The sequence below is a fragment of the Streptomyces griseus subsp. griseus genome, assembly GCF_000720255.1.
Lineage (GTDB): Bacteria > Actinomycetota > Actinomycetes > Streptomycetales > Streptomycetaceae > Streptomyces > Streptomyces griseus_I.
Genome location: NZ_JOJE01000009.1, coordinates 133,929 through 147,570 on the forward strand (window position 1 = coordinate 133,929; position 13,642 = coordinate 147,570).

General features: G+C 71.6%; 14 protein-coding genes. 3 read left to right on the forward strand and 11 right to left on the reverse strand.

Annotated features, from left to right (window positions below):
• Window positions 1-11: 11 nt before the first annotated feature.
• The 4 genes from IG99_RS15350 to IG99_RS15365 all read right to left on the reverse strand — a co-directional run bounded on the left by IG99_RS15350 (window position 12) and on the right by IG99_RS15365 (window position 3,894).
• Window positions 12-767, reverse strand: coding sequence for an AIM24 family protein (locus IG99_RS15350; protein WP_037674200.1), 756 nt, complete (start codon window positions 765-767; stop codon window positions 12-14).
• A 17-nt stretch (window positions 768-784) separates the two neighbouring features.
• Window positions 785-1,465 carry an AIM24 family protein gene (locus tag IG99_RS15355; protein WP_037674202.1) on the reverse strand — a complete coding sequence of 227 codons (681 nt, stop codon included), beginning with the start codon at window positions 1,463-1,465 and terminating at the stop codon, window positions 785-787.
• A gap of 11 nt (window positions 1,466-1,476) precedes the next feature.
• Window positions 1,477-3,135, reverse strand: a complete 1,659-nt coding sequence (locus IG99_RS15360) for a TerD family protein (protein ID WP_037674203.1) — start codon at window positions 3,133-3,135, stop codon at window positions 1,477-1,479.
• 162 nt (window positions 3,136-3,297) lie between these two features.
• A complete protein-coding gene (locus tag IG99_RS15365) occupies window positions 3,298-3,894 on the reverse strand; it encodes a M48 metallopeptidase family protein (RefSeq protein WP_037674205.1) in 597 nt (198 codons plus the stop codon).
• 250 nt (window positions 3,895-4,144) lie between these two features.
• Here IG99_RS15365 and IG99_RS15370 point away from each other — a divergent pair, with 250 nt between their 5' ends.
• The gene (locus tag IG99_RS15370; RefSeq protein ID WP_037674207.1) at window positions 4,145-5,371 is read left to right on the forward strand and encodes a TOMM precursor leader peptide-binding protein; all 1,227 of its coding nucleotides are present in this window, start codon (window positions 4,145-4,147) and stop codon (window positions 5,369-5,371) included.
• Entirely contained in the window at window positions 5,364-6,734 is a 1,371-nt protein-coding gene (locus IG99_RS15375; RefSeq protein WP_037674209.1) for an ABC1 kinase family protein, read from the forward strand. Before IG99_RS15370 ends, IG99_RS15375 begins: the two co-directional genes overlap by 8 nt.
• Before the next feature lie 34 nt (window positions 6,735-6,768).
• On the opposite strand, the gene IG99_RS49590 is transcribed toward IG99_RS15375, so the two are convergent.
• The 5 genes from IG99_RS49590 to IG99_RS15395 all read right to left on the reverse strand — a co-directional run bounded on the left by IG99_RS49590 (window position 6,769) and on the right by IG99_RS15395 (window position 10,617).
• Window positions 6,769-6,921, reverse strand: a complete 153-nt coding sequence (locus IG99_RS49590; RefSeq protein WP_199815526.1) for a hypothetical protein — start codon at window positions 6,919-6,921, stop codon at window positions 6,769-6,771.
• A 132-nt stretch (window positions 6,922-7,053) separates the two neighbouring features.
• Window positions 7,054-7,377 (reverse strand): hypothetical protein, encoded by a 324-nt coding sequence (locus IG99_RS15380; protein WP_037674211.1) that lies wholly within the window; start codon window positions 7,375-7,377, stop codon window positions 7,054-7,056.
• On the reverse strand, window positions 7,374-7,742 hold the full coding sequence (locus IG99_RS15385; protein ID WP_037674213.1) for a WhiB family transcriptional regulator: 369 nt from the start codon (window positions 7,740-7,742) through the stop codon (window positions 7,374-7,376). Before IG99_RS15385 ends, IG99_RS15380 begins: the two co-directional genes overlap by 4 nt.
• 175 nt (window positions 7,743-7,917) lie before the next feature.
• Window positions 7,918-8,241: a hypothetical protein gene (locus IG99_RS15390; RefSeq protein WP_037674215.1), complete on the reverse strand. Its 324-nt coding sequence runs from the start codon at window positions 8,239-8,241 to the stop codon at window positions 7,918-7,920.
• A 165-nt stretch (window positions 8,242-8,406) separates the two neighbouring features.
• Window positions 8,407-10,617, reverse strand: a complete 2,211-nt coding sequence (locus IG99_RS15395; RefSeq protein ID WP_037674216.1) for an ATP-dependent DNA helicase UvrD2 — start codon at window positions 10,615-10,617, stop codon at window positions 8,407-8,409.
• 182 nt (window positions 10,618-10,799) lie between these two features.
• Here IG99_RS15395 and IG99_RS15400 point away from each other — a divergent pair, with 182 nt between their 5' ends.
• A complete protein-coding gene (locus tag IG99_RS15400) occupies window positions 10,800-11,042 on the forward strand; it encodes a mycoredoxin (protein ID WP_037674219.1) in 243 nt (80 codons plus the stop codon).
• A gap of 71 nt (window positions 11,043-11,113) precedes the next feature.
• Here IG99_RS15400 and nudC read toward each other — a convergent pair whose 3' ends face one another.
• Complete coding sequence (gene nudC, locus IG99_RS15405) at window positions 11,114-12,055, reverse strand: NAD(+) diphosphatase (protein WP_037674220.1); 942 nt, start codon at window positions 12,053-12,055, stop codon at window positions 11,114-11,116.
• A 166-nt stretch (window positions 12,056-12,221) separates the two neighbouring features.
• Entirely contained in the window at window positions 12,222-13,634 is a 1,413-nt protein-coding gene (locus IG99_RS15410; RefSeq protein WP_037674222.1) for a dipeptidase, read from the reverse strand.
• Window positions 13,635-13,642 lie beyond the last annotated feature (8 nt).

Genomic DNA, 13,642 nt, shown 5'->3' on the forward strand with positions numbered 1-13,642 from the left:
CCGCGGAGCGCTCAGCTCCAGACGTTGCCCTGGTTCTGCCCCCGGGCACCTTGCTGGCCCATGCCGTACTGCGCGGCCAGACCGGAGCCGATCTGGGCGTTCTGCGGCGGCAGCAGCTCGCTCGGCTGGACCAGCGCGAACCCGGTGCCCATGAAGCTGAGCTCCCAGCCCTCGCCGGTGTTGCCGCGCCGCCGCCACACCCCGGACGAGTGTGTCTGCGCCTGCATCTGCACCCGCAGCCCGGTGGACCAGGCGACGATCGCGTCGGCGTCGCAGTTGACGTACTTGTCCGGCGTGACCCGCATCATCAGCGGCGCGCCCGAGGTCATCAGGGCGACCTTGCCGCGGCCGGTGATGTTGAGCTGGTACTTCCCGGAGCCGGAGATGCCGTACAGGCTGTCGACGGCGATGACCTCGTGGTGCAGCGACGAGTCCATCGCGAGGACGTAGCCGCTGTCGACGGTCAGCCCGTCCTGCTCCACGTCCATGAGGTGGACGTGCTGCTTGAGGTTGGCGAGGTAGACCGTGCCCTGCCCGTGGCAGCGCATCAGATCGAGGCCCTCACCGGTGCGCGCACGCGCGCGTGACTGCTGGTTGCTCTGGTACTCGGCGTCGAACTCGACGAGGCCCTGGTAGGCGACCATGGTGCCCTTGCGGGCGAGGATGTCGTCGTGACCCTCCAGGGCGACGCGGAGCATCTGCTTGTTCTGCAGGCTCCAGCGGTCCTGGGTCTGCTGGTCGTTGTAGGCGAAAAGCGGGCTCTGCATGACGTTCTGGCTCCCCCTCAGCCCCGGATCCGGAGGCGGTCGGTGCTGTCCTCGCTGGGCTGGACGACGACGATGCCCTCGCCGGAGAAGGCCATCTGGTAGGCCTCGCCGCTGCCCCGGCCGATCAGCGACTGCGCCTTGAAGCTGCGCTTGCCCTTGACCTTGAGGTTGGGGGACCAGGCGACGAGCGCGTCGGGGTCGACGTACGTCTCGTTCTCGCCGCCGCCGCAGTCGACGACGATGGGCTTGCCCCGGGAGGTCAGCGCGACCCAGCCCTGCCCGGAGATCTTGGTGTTCCACAGTCCCTGTCCGGCGAACTTCGCCAGGCCCTTGACCCGCTCCACACCCCAGGTGAGGTGGGCGTCGAAGGCCAGGAGGTTGGTGGCGTTGACGGAGATGCCGTCGCCGTTGAGGTTGATCACGACGACGTTCGCCCCGTAGTCGGCGAGGTAGAGCAGTCCGTCGCCGGTGCACTTCATCAGGGGCGCGCCCTCGCCGGTCATCCAGTCCTTGGCGATCTGGCGCACGGCCAGCGGATTGGGCTCGTACTGGACGAAGCCCTCGTAGGCGACCATCGAGCCCACGCGCGCGAAGAGGTCGTTCCCGGTCTGCATGGCGACCTTCAGCATGTGGTTGCCGTGGTTCTCCATGCGGGCGGTGACGGGTGCGGGGGCGTAGCCCGCGAGCGGCTGGTTCATGACGGGCTCCCTCAGACCTCGTACGGCTGGACGACGATGAAGTTGCCGGGAGCGCCCCGGAACTGGAGGTTGACGCTCTCACCGGTGTCGCCCGGGTAGGCGTTGCGGCGCATCCGGACCTGGCTGGAGACGACGACCTGGGAGGCGGCGGACCAGGCGACCACGGCGTTGCAGTCGGCGAAGGTCGTCGGGGTGACGGGCAGCACGACGGGCGTGCCGTGCGTCTTGACGACGATCGTGCCGGTGCCGGTGAACTGCATGGTGAACAGCGCGCCGCCTGGGATGCCGTGGCCCTCGATGCGGCGGACCTCGTGCTGGAGGCTCTCGTCGAAGGCGAGGACGTTCTCCGCGGAGACGCAGATGCCGTCGCCCTGGAGCTCGATGGGGTGCAGCATCGTGGAGTTCTCGGCGAGGAAGACCTGGCCCTGGCCGGTGCAGCGCATCAGCTGCATCTCCTGGCCGGTCGCGTTGCCCACGATCCGGCCGGCGAAGCCCGCGCCCTTGTAGCTGAAGTCGACCTTGCCCTGGTAGAGCACCATGCTGCCCTGCCGGGCCAGCACGGGCTGGCCGCCGATGCCGAGGTCGACGCGGATGAGCTTCTTGTTCTGCTGCGTCCAGCGCTGCCCGGTCGGCGTCTCCTTGAACTGCTGGAGCGCGGCCGCCACACCGGCGCCCTGGGGCGCTCCCTGGGGCACTCCGTAGCCGCCGGTCTGCTGGCCCGGGACCTGCCCGAACTGGGGCTGCTGGCCGTAGCCGGGCGGCGGGGTCGGCTGCTGTCCGTAGCCCGGCGGGGGCGTCGGGGCATGGGGTGCCTGGGGCTGGCCGTAGCCCGGGGGCGGCGGGGCGGACGGCTGACCGTACGGCTGCTGCTGGGGCGGCTGGCCGTAGGGCGTGGGAGCCGGGCCCGGGGGCGGTACGGCGCCGCCGGGCGGGGTCAGGGGCGCGACGATGGTCGGCGCGGCGTGCACCCCGGGCGCGGGGGCCGGGGGCGCAGTGGCACCGGGCGGGGGCGCGAAGCCCTGTGCGGCGGGCTGGGACTGCTGCGGAGTGGGTGCCGGGGCGGGCGGGGCACCGAACGCGGGTGGGGCGAAGCCCGGGGTGGCCCCGGACTGCGGCTGCTGGGGAGCAGCGGGCGCCTCCTCCTCGAGCACCTCGCCGCCGAAGTTCTTCAGCAGCGCGTCGAGGCCCCCGTCGAAGCCCTGTCCGACGGCCGCGAACCGCCACACGTCCTTGAGGTAGAAGTCGCCCAGCATCACGGCCCGCTCGGTGGAGAACTCCGAGCCGTCGAAGGAGTACCGGGCCACCTCCTCGCCGCCGGCGACGATGCGGATGTATCCGGGGGCGATCTGCGACATCTGGCCGGCGCCGTCGACCGTCGCCGTGAAGGACAGCTTGTGGAGCTGCGGCGGGATCCGGTCGAGGGTGACCCGGAACGACTCGGTGTCGCCCGCCTGGGCACCCAGGAGCTGGATGGACTCCTCGGGGGACTTCGGCTGGTTGAAGAAGACGAAGTACCGGTCGTCCGAGAGCTTTTCGTCGGCGTCCAGACCGAAGCAGCTGATGTCGAAGGTCAGCCCGGGGCCGGAGATCTGCACGCCTACGTACAGATCCGTGCCCGCGGTGAGGTCACTGATCCTGGCCTTGTGGCCGCGTTGGAATTCCCTGGCCATGCGTAACGACCGTCCCCCATCCCGAATGCGATTGCGTCGCGCCAGGCTAGCGGCAAATTCGGACAACGCACGAAGTCGGTACAGAGCCGGTACACAACCCGCGAGCAGCGGCGACGCGGATGAGGAGTGCCGGGCGCGGGACGTGCCCACGCGCGCGTGACGTCAGTCGTCGTGCGCGTCGGGCGGATGAGGCAGTCGGTCGGCGGCGACCACCCCCTCGAGGTAGCCGCGGGCCCGCTCGGTCCGGGGGTAGGCGTCGAGCAGCCGCCAGAAGCGCGGCCCGTGTCCGGGCACGAGCAGATGCGCGAGCTCGTGCAGGAGGACGTAGTCGATCACGTATTCGGGCATGCCCTGGAGCCGGTGCGACAGGCGGATGCTGCCCTCGGCCGGGGTGCACGAGCCCCAGCGGGTGTTCTGGTTGGTGACCCAGCGGACCGAAGTGGGCCGGGCCCGGCCGGCGAAGTACTGGGCGGACAGCCGCTCCGCGCGTTCGGCCAGCTCGGAGTCGCCGAGCGTCCGCTTGCTCTCCTGGGCGGCCAGCTTGTCGAGCATGACGTTCACCCAGCGTTGCTCCTCCGCCTCGGACATCCGGGCGGGGATGAGCACGATGGTGCGATCGCCCTCGCGGTACGCGGAGACCGTCCGGCGGCGCCGGGCACTCCTGCGCACCTCGATCGCGCTCGCCCCCGGGCCGCTGGGCGGCTGGCTCGTCGCGCTGCGCTGTGGTTTTCCGGCGCTGTGCAGGGGTTCGGCGGGCACGCCCCGACGTTACCCGCTGCACACGGGGAAGTCCCGGTCCGGAATGTTTCGATTCCGATCGCCCACCGTGCGACCGATTCGTACGACCGGCGTGAAGACTTATTTATACGAACAATCTCCCCAGTCTGTGGACAACTTCCGACGCCCTACGGCCCGGCCGTGCATGCTGGCACTCGCCGGCGGAGCCAGGACGCCCCCACGCCCCCGCTCCGTCGGCTCACAGGGAGTGAGCAGGCTACGGGGGACACACATGCATCCAATGGTGAAACCCGCGCTGCGGCGCGGCTGGCGGGATCTCGACACCGTGCAGTTCGGGATGGCACCGGCGCACGCCGTGACACTCGGCCCGATGGACCGGGCCACGACCGGTTTCCTCGACCTGCTCAACGGCACCCGCGGCATGGTGCTGCTGAGGGCGGAGGGCCGCCGCATGGGCCTGCCGGACGGCCGGGTCGACGCCCTGGTGGAGCGGCTGGCGGGGGCCGGGCTGCTCGACGACGCCAAGGGCGGCGGGCCCGCCGCCGACGACCTGCGCGGCAGGAGGCAGGCGCTCGACCGGCTCCGCCCGGACCTCGCCTCGCTCTCGCTCACCACCCGGGAACCGGGCGACGCCATCGCCCGGCTCGCCGCCCGCCGCTCCTTGCGGGTGCAGGTCAGGGGCGCGGGCCGGGTGGGCGGGGTGCTGGCCTCACTGCTGGCCGGAGCGGGGGTCGGCGAGGTCGACGTGCGCGACGGCGGCAAGGTCGAGCCGTGGGACGTCGCTCCGGGCGGACTCCCCGCCGAAGCCGTCGGCGAACGCCGGGACCAGGCCGCCTGCCGAGCGGTACGCCGGGCCGCTCCCGACCGCCCACCGCGCCGCGGCACCCGCCCGCGGCCCGAGGCGGCGGACCCGGGCCACTCCCTGGTGATCCTCGCCCCGCGGGACGACGTCGCCGTGCACACTCCGTGCCCGTCCACCGCCGCTTCCCTGATCTCCTCCGGCACGCCGCACCTCTACGCGGGCGTGGCGGAGGGCACCGGTGTGGTCGGCCCCTTCGTCCTGCCCGGGGAGACGGGCTGCGCGGGCTGTCTGCACGAGGGGCGCACGGACCGGGACCCCACCTGGCCGCGGCTGGTCGCGCAGTGGCGCTCCGGGAGGCCGCGCCAGGTGAGACCCTGTGACCTGACACTGGCCACCGCTGTCGCCGGGCTGGCGGCCGCGCACGCGCTCGCCTTCCTGGACGGTCACCGCCCGTCGAGCGCCGGCGCCCGCTGGGAGGTCTCCGTACCCGGTCTCCAGTGGCACGCGCGGCCGGTCCCGGGGCACCCCGCATGCTCCTGCGGGGCCGCGGAGAGGGTCACGGAAGAAGCTGAGGGAGAACACGCTTCGGAGACCGGGGGCCGGCACGAGACAATGGCGGGGCAACGGCCGTCAACGGAGTTATGCCGTAAGGCAGGCGCGGCGCGGCCGGCTGGGACTTGGAGGGCGCATGTCTGATCTTCCCCGGAAGGCGGTCACCCGGACCGCCAAGCTCGCCGCGCTTCCGCTCGGCTTCGCCGGGCGGGCCACCTGGGGGCTCGGCAAACGGATCGTGGGCGAGTCGGCCGAGCTCGTGGGCCGTGAGCTGCAGCAGCGCACCGCGGAGCAGCTGTTCAAGGTGCTCGGCGAGCTGAAAGGCGGCGCGATGAAGTTCGGGCAGGCGCTGTCCGTCTTCGAGTCGGCGCTGCCCGAGGAGGTCGCGGGCCCCTACCGCGCGGCTCTGACCAAGCTGCAGGAAGCGGCGCCGCCGATGCCGACGAGCACGGTGCACTCGGTGCTCGAGGCGCGGCTCGGCCAGGACTGGCAGGAGCTGTTCCTGGAGTTCGAGGACAAGCCGGCCGCTGCCGCCTCGATCGGCCAGGTCCACCGGGGCGTGTGGCACGACGGACGCGAGGTGGCCGTCAAGGTGCAGTACCCGGGCGCCGGTGACGCCCTCCTGTCCGATCTGAACCAACTGAGCCGTTTCGCGCGACTGTTGGGGCCGCTCATCCCGGGCATGGACGTCAAGCCCCTGATCTCCGAACTCAGGGACCGCGTCTCCGAGGAACTCGACTACGCCCTGGAGGCCCAGGCCCAGCAGGCCCACGCGGAGGAGTTCGAGGACGACCCGGACGTCGTGGTGCCCGCGGTGGTCCACCAGAGCGACCAGGTCCTGGTCACCGAGTGGATCGACGGCATCCCGCTGTCGGAGATCATCTCCGACGGCACCCAGCAGCAGCGGGACCGCGCCGGGCAGCTGCTGGCCCGTTTCCTCTTCTCCGGCCCGGCCCGCACCGGCCTCCTCCACGCCGATCCGCACCCCGGCAACTTCCGTCTCCTGCCCGGCGGACCCGACGACGAGGACACCTGGCGTCTGGGGGTCCTGGACTTCGGCACGGTCGACCGTCTCCCGGGCGGTCTGCCCACGCCCATCGGCGACTCCCTGCGCATGACGCTCGACGGCGAGGCGGAAGCCGTCTACGAGCTGCTCCGCGCCGAGGGGTTCGTCAAGGAGACCATAGATTTGGACCCCGAGGCGGTCCTGGACTACCTCCTGCCGATCATCGAACCGGCCCGGGCCGACGAGTTCACCTTCACCCGCGGTTGGATGCGCAGCCAGGCGGCCCGCATCGCCGACCCCCGCTCCCCCGCCTACCAGCTGGGCAAGCGCCTCAATCTGCCCCCGGCCTACCTCCTGATACACCGGGTCACCCTGAGCACCATCGGCGTGTTGTGCCAGCTCGGGGCGACCGTGCGGATGCGCGAGGAACTCGAGGAGTGGCTCCCCGGTTTCGTGCCGGAGGAGGACCTGGGCGAGGAGGAGTCGGCGGCCGAGGCGTGACCCATGGCGGCCGGGGTCCGCAGGGCCTCGGCGCTCACCACCAGCCCGAGTCGAGCCGTCCCTCGACCACCCTGAGGTACTCCCGGGCGCAGGCCTCCCAGAAGTAACGGCGGACGCCGTTCTCCCCGGAGCAGGTCCAGGTGGCGGCCCGCGGCCCCTGGGCCGGGGTGCCGCAGCGGGCGCACACGAGGGGCCGGGGCTACTTCGCGGAGCGCGCACAACGCACCGCGGGGGCCGGTCCGTTCGGTCGGACCGGCCCCCGCGGGGAAGAGCTCCGCCTCCCTGGGCCGGGAGGCCACCGCTTCAGGTGGGTGAAGGACTACTGCATGACGGCCATGGCGAGCGCGCGGCGGGCGCGCAGCGAGGCGCGCTCGGCCCGGCGCTGCATCCGGCGAGCGGTCGCCAGGCGCACGGCCCGGCGTTCCCGCTCGACCTCGTGCAGTCGGTCGTGCATATGCGCACGAGCCAGGGCTTCATGGATGAGTTGCATCTCTCGGGTCCTGTTCTGACGCGAGTCGTTCGCGCCGGTGGTGGTGACGTCTTCAGTCGCGGAGCCGGCGGGCTCGCTGGTGGACGGCTTCATCGGGGCCTGCTTCTTGGGGTCGTGCGTGAGGGGGCGGTCGATCGTTCCTGCGGTGTTCATGCCGTGACCGGGTTCTTGCGCGGGCGACCACGCGGCCGCTTCCGGGCGACGACGACACCCTGGACGAACAGCTCGCCACCCCAGACGCCCCAGGGCTCACGCCGCTCTTTGGCGCCGGCGAGGCAGGCCTCCATCAGCGGGCAGGTGCGGCAGAGGGACTTGGCGTACTCGACGTCCGCGGGCGACTCGGCGAAGAAGACCTCCGGGTCGTAGGAACGGCAGGGAACGGGTACGCCCAGGTTCTCGATGGCGTCGTCGAGCGCGGAGAGCGCGGTGAGCGGGATCAAGGTGGAGTCCTCCGTGAGGCCGGGCGGGGGGATCGTTTCGGAAGGCGGTACGGACGGGGCGTGCGCTTCGAGTTGCACGGTTCGTCTTCCTCGTCTGGTCGTTTCCGGTCCGGTTGGACCGGGTGGCGGCTGGTACCGGGTTCTTTTCTTGTCCCGAGGCCCCTTCGCTCCGTCGTCCCCGTTCGGGGAAAACAGAAGGGCCGCGGATCCCGGGTGGGGTTCCGCGGCCCTGAAGGCGCCGGCCTGATCGAGATCAGGCTGGATCACTCCAGGGTTCTGGCCCACGGAAGGCCCACATCTGGTGGTGCTGCGTCGTCTGCTTCCGGAATCCGGCACCGGTCGCCGTAAAGGCATAGGCCTGCGCCTTTGCCTCTACTGCCGCTTCCAGTGCCTTGGTCGGTCGCTCATTGCGCTCACGGACGGGAAGGCCCGAGAGAGACAGGGCGGACGCCGGACGGGCGGCACGAATGCCGGACAGACCGGTGCCCAGAGGGGAGTCGCCGAGCAGGCACAGGGAGACGACCGAGCGATCGGTCATTTTGGCGGTGCTGATGAAGCTGGTCTCGATGCTGATCACTGGAATCGCCTCCTCTCGGCGTCTCAGGGACTGGGGTGAACCAGTCCACGCGGGTATGCAAGTACAGCACGGAATCAGGGCCTCCGAGAAGGCCTCTGTCCCCGTGGCTAAGAACCTATGGGGATCGCTGGGGCATGCGCAAACTATTTTTTCGACGAGTTCGCGTCAGTTCCGTCGATCGTCCTCCGCCGGTTCTCCGCCTGCGCAGATTGCCAGTACATCGGCCCCGTAACGGTTGAGCTTGCGCGCTCCGACGCCCGGGATCCGCGCCAGCTCGCCCGGGTCGTCAGGAGCGGCCTCGGCGATCGCCATCAGGGTCTTGTCGGTGAAGACGCAGAATCCGGGCTGCCCACTGCGCTCCGCCTGTTCGGCGCGCCACTCGCGCAGTCGTTCGTAGAGGCCCTCGTCCATGTCGGAGGGGCAGTCCTCGCAGCGCATCAGCTTCATCTCGCCCGCGTCGGTCAGCGTGCGCCCGCACACCCGGCACCGGGCCGGGCTGCGCTGCGTCCGTCGCGGCACGGCGGCCGGCCCCCGGCCCGCGAACCCGCGCTCGACGCCGGTCGCCGGCCTCCCGGAGGCGGCCGAGCCGGCGCGGCCTGCGGCGCCGGCCGAGCCGGGGCGCAGCCCGTCGAGGAAACGGCTCGGGCGGCGGTTCGGGCGGCCGCCGGGCGAGCGGGACAGCGCCCACGACAGATGCAGGTGCTCACGGGCGCGGGTGACGCCGACGTAGAGCAGGCGGCGCTCCTCCTCGATCTGTTCGTCGGTCCGGGCGTAGGTGATCGGCATCATGCCCTCGGCGACCCCGACCAGGAACACCACGTCCCACTCCAGGCCCTTCGCGGAGTGCAGGGAGGCGAGGGTGACGCCCTGCACGGTGGGGGCGTGCTGGGCGTTCGCGCGCTCGTCGAGTTCGGCGACCAGGTCCGCGAGGGTGGCCCCGGCTCTGGCCGCGGCGAAGTCCTGCGCCAGGTTCACCAACGCGGCGAGCGACTCCCAGCGCTCCCTGACGGCCCCGGAGCCGGCCGGGGGCTGTGGGGTCCAGCCCTCTCCGGAGAGGACGGCACGCACCTGGGAGGGCAGGTCGACGGCGTCGGCGAGGAGGGAGTCGTTGCCGCCGAAGCGGGCTGCGGCGCGCAGGGCGATGCCGGCCTTGCGCACCTCGGGCCGGTCGAAGAACCGCTCGGCTCCCCGCAGCTGATAGGGCACTCCGGCGTCCGCGAGGGCCTGCTCGTAGGTCTCCGACTGCGAGTTCGTGCGGAACAGGACGGCGATCTCGCCGGCCGGGACGCCCGCGTCGACGAGCTCGCGGATGCGGTGGGCGGCGCCCTCGGCCTCGGCCGGCTCGTCGCTGTACTCGGTGTAGAGGGGTTCGGGCCCCGGGGCGCGCTGGGAGACCAGCTCCAGCCGGTGGTCGGCGGCACGGCCGTGGGCCTGGGCGAGCAGGCCGTTGGCGAGGTGGACGACCTGCGGGGTGGAGCGGTAGTCGCGGACCAGCTTGACGACGGTGGCGCCGGGGTGGCGGGTGCGGAAGTCGAGGAGGTGGTCGGGGGTCGCCCCGGTGAACGAGTAGATCGTCTGGCTCGCGTCGCCGACCACGCACAGGTTGTCCCGGTCGCCGAGCCACAGTTCCAGCAGACGCTGCTGGAGGGGGCTGACGTCCTGGTACTCGTCGACGACGAAGTGCTGGTACTGGGCGCGTACCTGTTCGGCGATGTCGTTCCGGTCCTGCAGGACGGCGACGGTCAACAGCAGGACGTCCTCGAAGTCGATGACGCCGCGCTCACGCTTGAGATCCTCGTAGACCGAGTAGAGCTGGGCGATCTCGGCGGGGTCGCGGGGCGTCTCCCGGCCGGCCTTGGCGGCGGTGGGCGCGTAGTCGGCGGGGACGGTCTGGGTGACCTTCGACCACTCGATCTCGGCGGTGACGTCCCTCAGCTCTCCCCGGTCGAGGCGGATGCGGCAGGCGGCGGCCGCGTCGGCGACGAGCTGGATCTTGCGGTCGACGAGCCGGGGCAGGGAGCCACCGATCGCTTTCGGCCAGAAGTACTGCAACTGTCGGAGCGCGGCCGAGTGGAAGGTACGGGCCTGGACGCCCTGCGCGCCGAGCTGGCGCAGCCGCCCGCGCATCTCTCCGGCGGCGCGGTTGGTGAAGGTGACGGCGAGCACGCTGGACGGCTGGAGGATCCCCGCGCGCACGCCGTAGGCGATGCGGTGGGTGATGGCCCTGGTCTTGCCGGTGCCGGCGCCGGCCAGCACGCACACCGGGCCGTGCAGGGCGGTGGCCACCTCGCGCTGCTCGGGGTCGAGCCCTTCGAGCACGGCGTCGGCGGAGTCCGGTGCCTGTGGGAAGAGCGTGGAGTGCGTTGCTGCTGTCACACGGCCATGCTGCCAGGTCGCCCGGGACGGCTGAGTCGGTTGTCCACAGGGACCGGCTCGCAGTCGTACTAATGCGGCAGGCGTCACTTCGCCGCGGGGGCGCCCGCGGGAATGGCCGCCTCTCCCCGGATGTTCCACCTCTGCGACCACGCACCCCGAGCCGTTGAAGGAGCGACCGAGACATGTCGGGCACTGTGACGATGTACAGCACCACGTGGTGCGGCTACTGCCGTCGGCTGAAGAGCCAGATGGACCGCGAGGGCATTTCGTACAACGAGATCAACATCGAACAGGACCCGGCGTCCGCCGCGTTCGTGGAGAAGGCGAATGGCGGAAATCAGACGGTGCCGACCGTTCTCTTCCCGGACGGCTCGACGCTGACGAACCCGTCGCTGGCCCAGGTGAAGCAGAAGATCGGCGTCTGACCGCGCCACCGCACAAAGGAGGTGGCCGTTCCCGCTCGGGAACGGCCACCTCCTTTGTGTTTTACGTCACATCAGATGCCGCGCGTGGGCAGCGGCTTGCCGTACCAGAGCTCGATCAGGCGGGCCGCGATGGAGATGCCGTACGGCGGCAGGACCTCGCCGGTCTCGAAGGCGGCGCGCAGTTCGTCGCGTGAGAACCAGCGGGCCTCGTGCAGTTCGTCGCCGTCGACGGTGATGTCGGTGGAGGTGGCTCGGGCCATGAAGCCCAGCATGAGGCTGGACGGGAAGGGCCAGGGCTGGCTGGCGACGTATTCGACCTGGCCGACGGCGATGCCGGCCTCCTCGAAGACCTCGCGGCGCACCGACTGCTCGATGGCCTCCCCGGGTTCGACGAAGCCGGCGAGCGTGGAGAAGCGGCCCTCGGGCCAGTGGACCTGGCGGCCGAGCAGGATGCGGTCGTCGTCGTCGGTGACCGCCATGATGACGGCCGGATCGGTGCGCGGGTAGTGCTCGGCACCGCAGGCCTGGCAACGGCGGATGTGCCCGGCCGCGGCGATGACCGTGCGCTCGCCGCAGCGGGAGCAGAAACGGTGGGTGCGCTGCCAGTTCTCCAGCCCGACCGCGTGCACCATCAGACCCACGTCGCGCGCCGACAGCAGCAGGCCCGCCTCCCGCAGGCCGGCCGGGCGCGCGGACTGGTCGATACGGCCCGGCAACGCGTCCTTCTGGAGGGCGAAGTAGCTCACGCCGTCCTCGTCCATGCCGAGGAAGTACCGGTGCGCCTCGGTGAGGGGGGCCTCGAACGAGGGGGTCATGACGAGTTCGGTCCGGCCGTCGGACGTCTCGTCGATGAGGACCTGACCGCCGGAGACCACGAAGCAGCGCGTCGAGGGGTGGCTCCACGCCGCCGCGAGCCAGGCCTCGTCGAGCCGGTGGTGGGCGGCGCGGTCGATGCCGCTGGGCGCGGTGAGCGAGATGGGTCGGTCGGCGGTGTGGTCGGTCCAGGCGGTCACGGGTATTTGCATCTCCCCCGGTGGCACGGATGGTTTTCGGCGGACGGTTCAGCGGGACGTACGGCGGGAGGCGATCGGGTCCGGCGGGGCCGGGGCGGGCGGGGCGGCCTCTCCAGTGTGCCCCGCACGCAACTCCGTCAGGGACGGCACCTCGGGCTCGGGACGGTCAGGGCGCACGACGCCAGTTCTCCGCGAGGTCGCTCCACAGGTACGCGCTGGTCTCGACACCCTTGAGGAGCAGGTCGAGCTCGACCTTCTCGTTCGGCGCGTGCCAGCCGTCGGACGGGACGGAGATGCCCAGGAAGAGGACCGGGGCACCGAGGACGTCCTGCAGGTCGGCGGCGGGCCCGGAGCCGCCCTCACGGGTGAAGCGGACGGGCGTTTCGAAGGCGCGGCCCATGGCGCGGACCACGGACCGCAGGGCCGGGTGGTCCAGCGGGGTCAGGCACGGGCGGGTGGCGGGGCTGAAGGTGATCTCGGCACGGATCCCGGCGGGCACCTGCGCCGCGGCCCACGCGCGGACGGTCTTTTCGATCCGGTCGGGGTCCTGCCCCGCGACCAGCCGGAAGGACAGTTTCACCATCGCCGAGGACGGGATGATCGTCTTGCTGCCGGCGCCCTGGTAGCCGCCGCCGATGCCGTTGACCTCGGCGGTCGGGCGGGCCCAGACGCGCTCCAGGGTGGTGTATCCGGCCTCGCCATGGGCGGCGCGGGACTTGGCGGTACCCAGCCAGCGCTCCTCGTCGAAGGGCAGTTCGGCGAAGAGTTCACGCTCGCGGTCGGTGAGTTCGACGACGCCGTCGTAGAACCCGGGGACGGCCACGCGCGCGTGCTCGTCGTGCAGGGCGGCGACCAGTCGGGCCACGGCGGTCGCCGGGTTGGGGACGGCGCCGCCGAAGGACCCGGAGTGGACGTCCTGGTCGGGGCCGTGGAGCCGGATCTCGCACTCGGCGAGACCCCGCATGCCCGTACACACCGTGGGGGTGTCCTCGGACCACATACCGGTGTCGGAGACGACCACGGCGTCGGCGGCCAGCCGCCGCGCGTGCCTCTCGACGAGGGCGCGGAAGTGCGGGGAACCGGACTCCTCCTCGCCCTCGATCAACAGCTTCAGGTTCACGGCGGGGGCGGTGCGGCCGGTGGCGGCGAGGTGGGCGCGGACGCCGAGGGTGTGGAAGAACACCTGACCCTTGTCGTCGGCCGCCCCGCGCGCGTGGAGGCGGTTGTCCCGGACGACGGGTTCGAAGGGCTCGCTGTCCCAGCCGTCCTCGCGGGCGGCCGGCTGCACGTCGTGGTGGCCGTAGACCAGGACCGTGGGCGCCGCGGGATCGCCGGAGGGCCATTCCGCGTAGACGGCCGGGGCGCCGGGGGTCTCCCAGACCTCGGTGGTCGGGAATCCGGTCCCCTTCAGTCCGGTGGCCAGCCAATCGGCGCTGCGTCGCACGTCGGGCGCGTGCTCAGGCTGGGCCGACACGGACGGGATGCGCAGCCACTCGACGAGGTCGTCGACGAAGGCGGCGCGGTGCTGCTCGATGTACGTACGGACGACGCTGACGGCACTGTCAACGGGCTGGCTCATGGTCACGA

Excerpts from the sequence above, each read along its gene's own strand:
- IG99_RS15355 (WP_037674202.1), bottom strand. The coding sequence starts at position 1,465 with ATGAACCAGCCGCTCGCGGGCTACGCCCCCGCACCCGTCACCGCCCGC.
- IG99_RS15370 (WP_037674207.1), top strand. The coding sequence starts at position 4,145 with ATGCATCCAATGGTGAAACCCGCGCTGCGGCGCGGCTGGCGGGATCTC.
- IG99_RS15410 (WP_037674222.1), bottom strand. The coding sequence starts at position 13,634 with ATGAGCCAGCCCGTTGACAGTGCCGTCAGCGTCGTCCGTACGTACATC.
- IG99_RS15375 (WP_037674209.1), top strand. The coding sequence starts at position 5,364 with ATGTCTGATCTTCCCCGGAAGGCGGTCACCCGGACCGCCAAGCTCGCC.
- IG99_RS15350 (WP_037674200.1), bottom strand. The coding sequence starts at position 767 with ATGCAGAGCCCGCTTTTCGCCTACAACGACCAGCAGACCCAGGACCGC.
- IG99_RS15380 (WP_037674211.1), bottom strand. The coding sequence starts at position 7,377 with ATGAACACCGCAGGAACGATCGACCGCCCCCTCACGCACGACCCCAAG.
- IG99_RS15360 (WP_037674203.1), bottom strand. The coding sequence starts at position 3,135 with ATGGCCAGGGAATTCCAACGCGGCCACAAGGCCAGGATCAGTGACCTC.
- IG99_RS15400 (WP_037674219.1), top strand. The coding sequence starts at position 10,800 with ATGTCGGGCACTGTGACGATGTACAGCACCACGTGGTGCGGCTACTGC.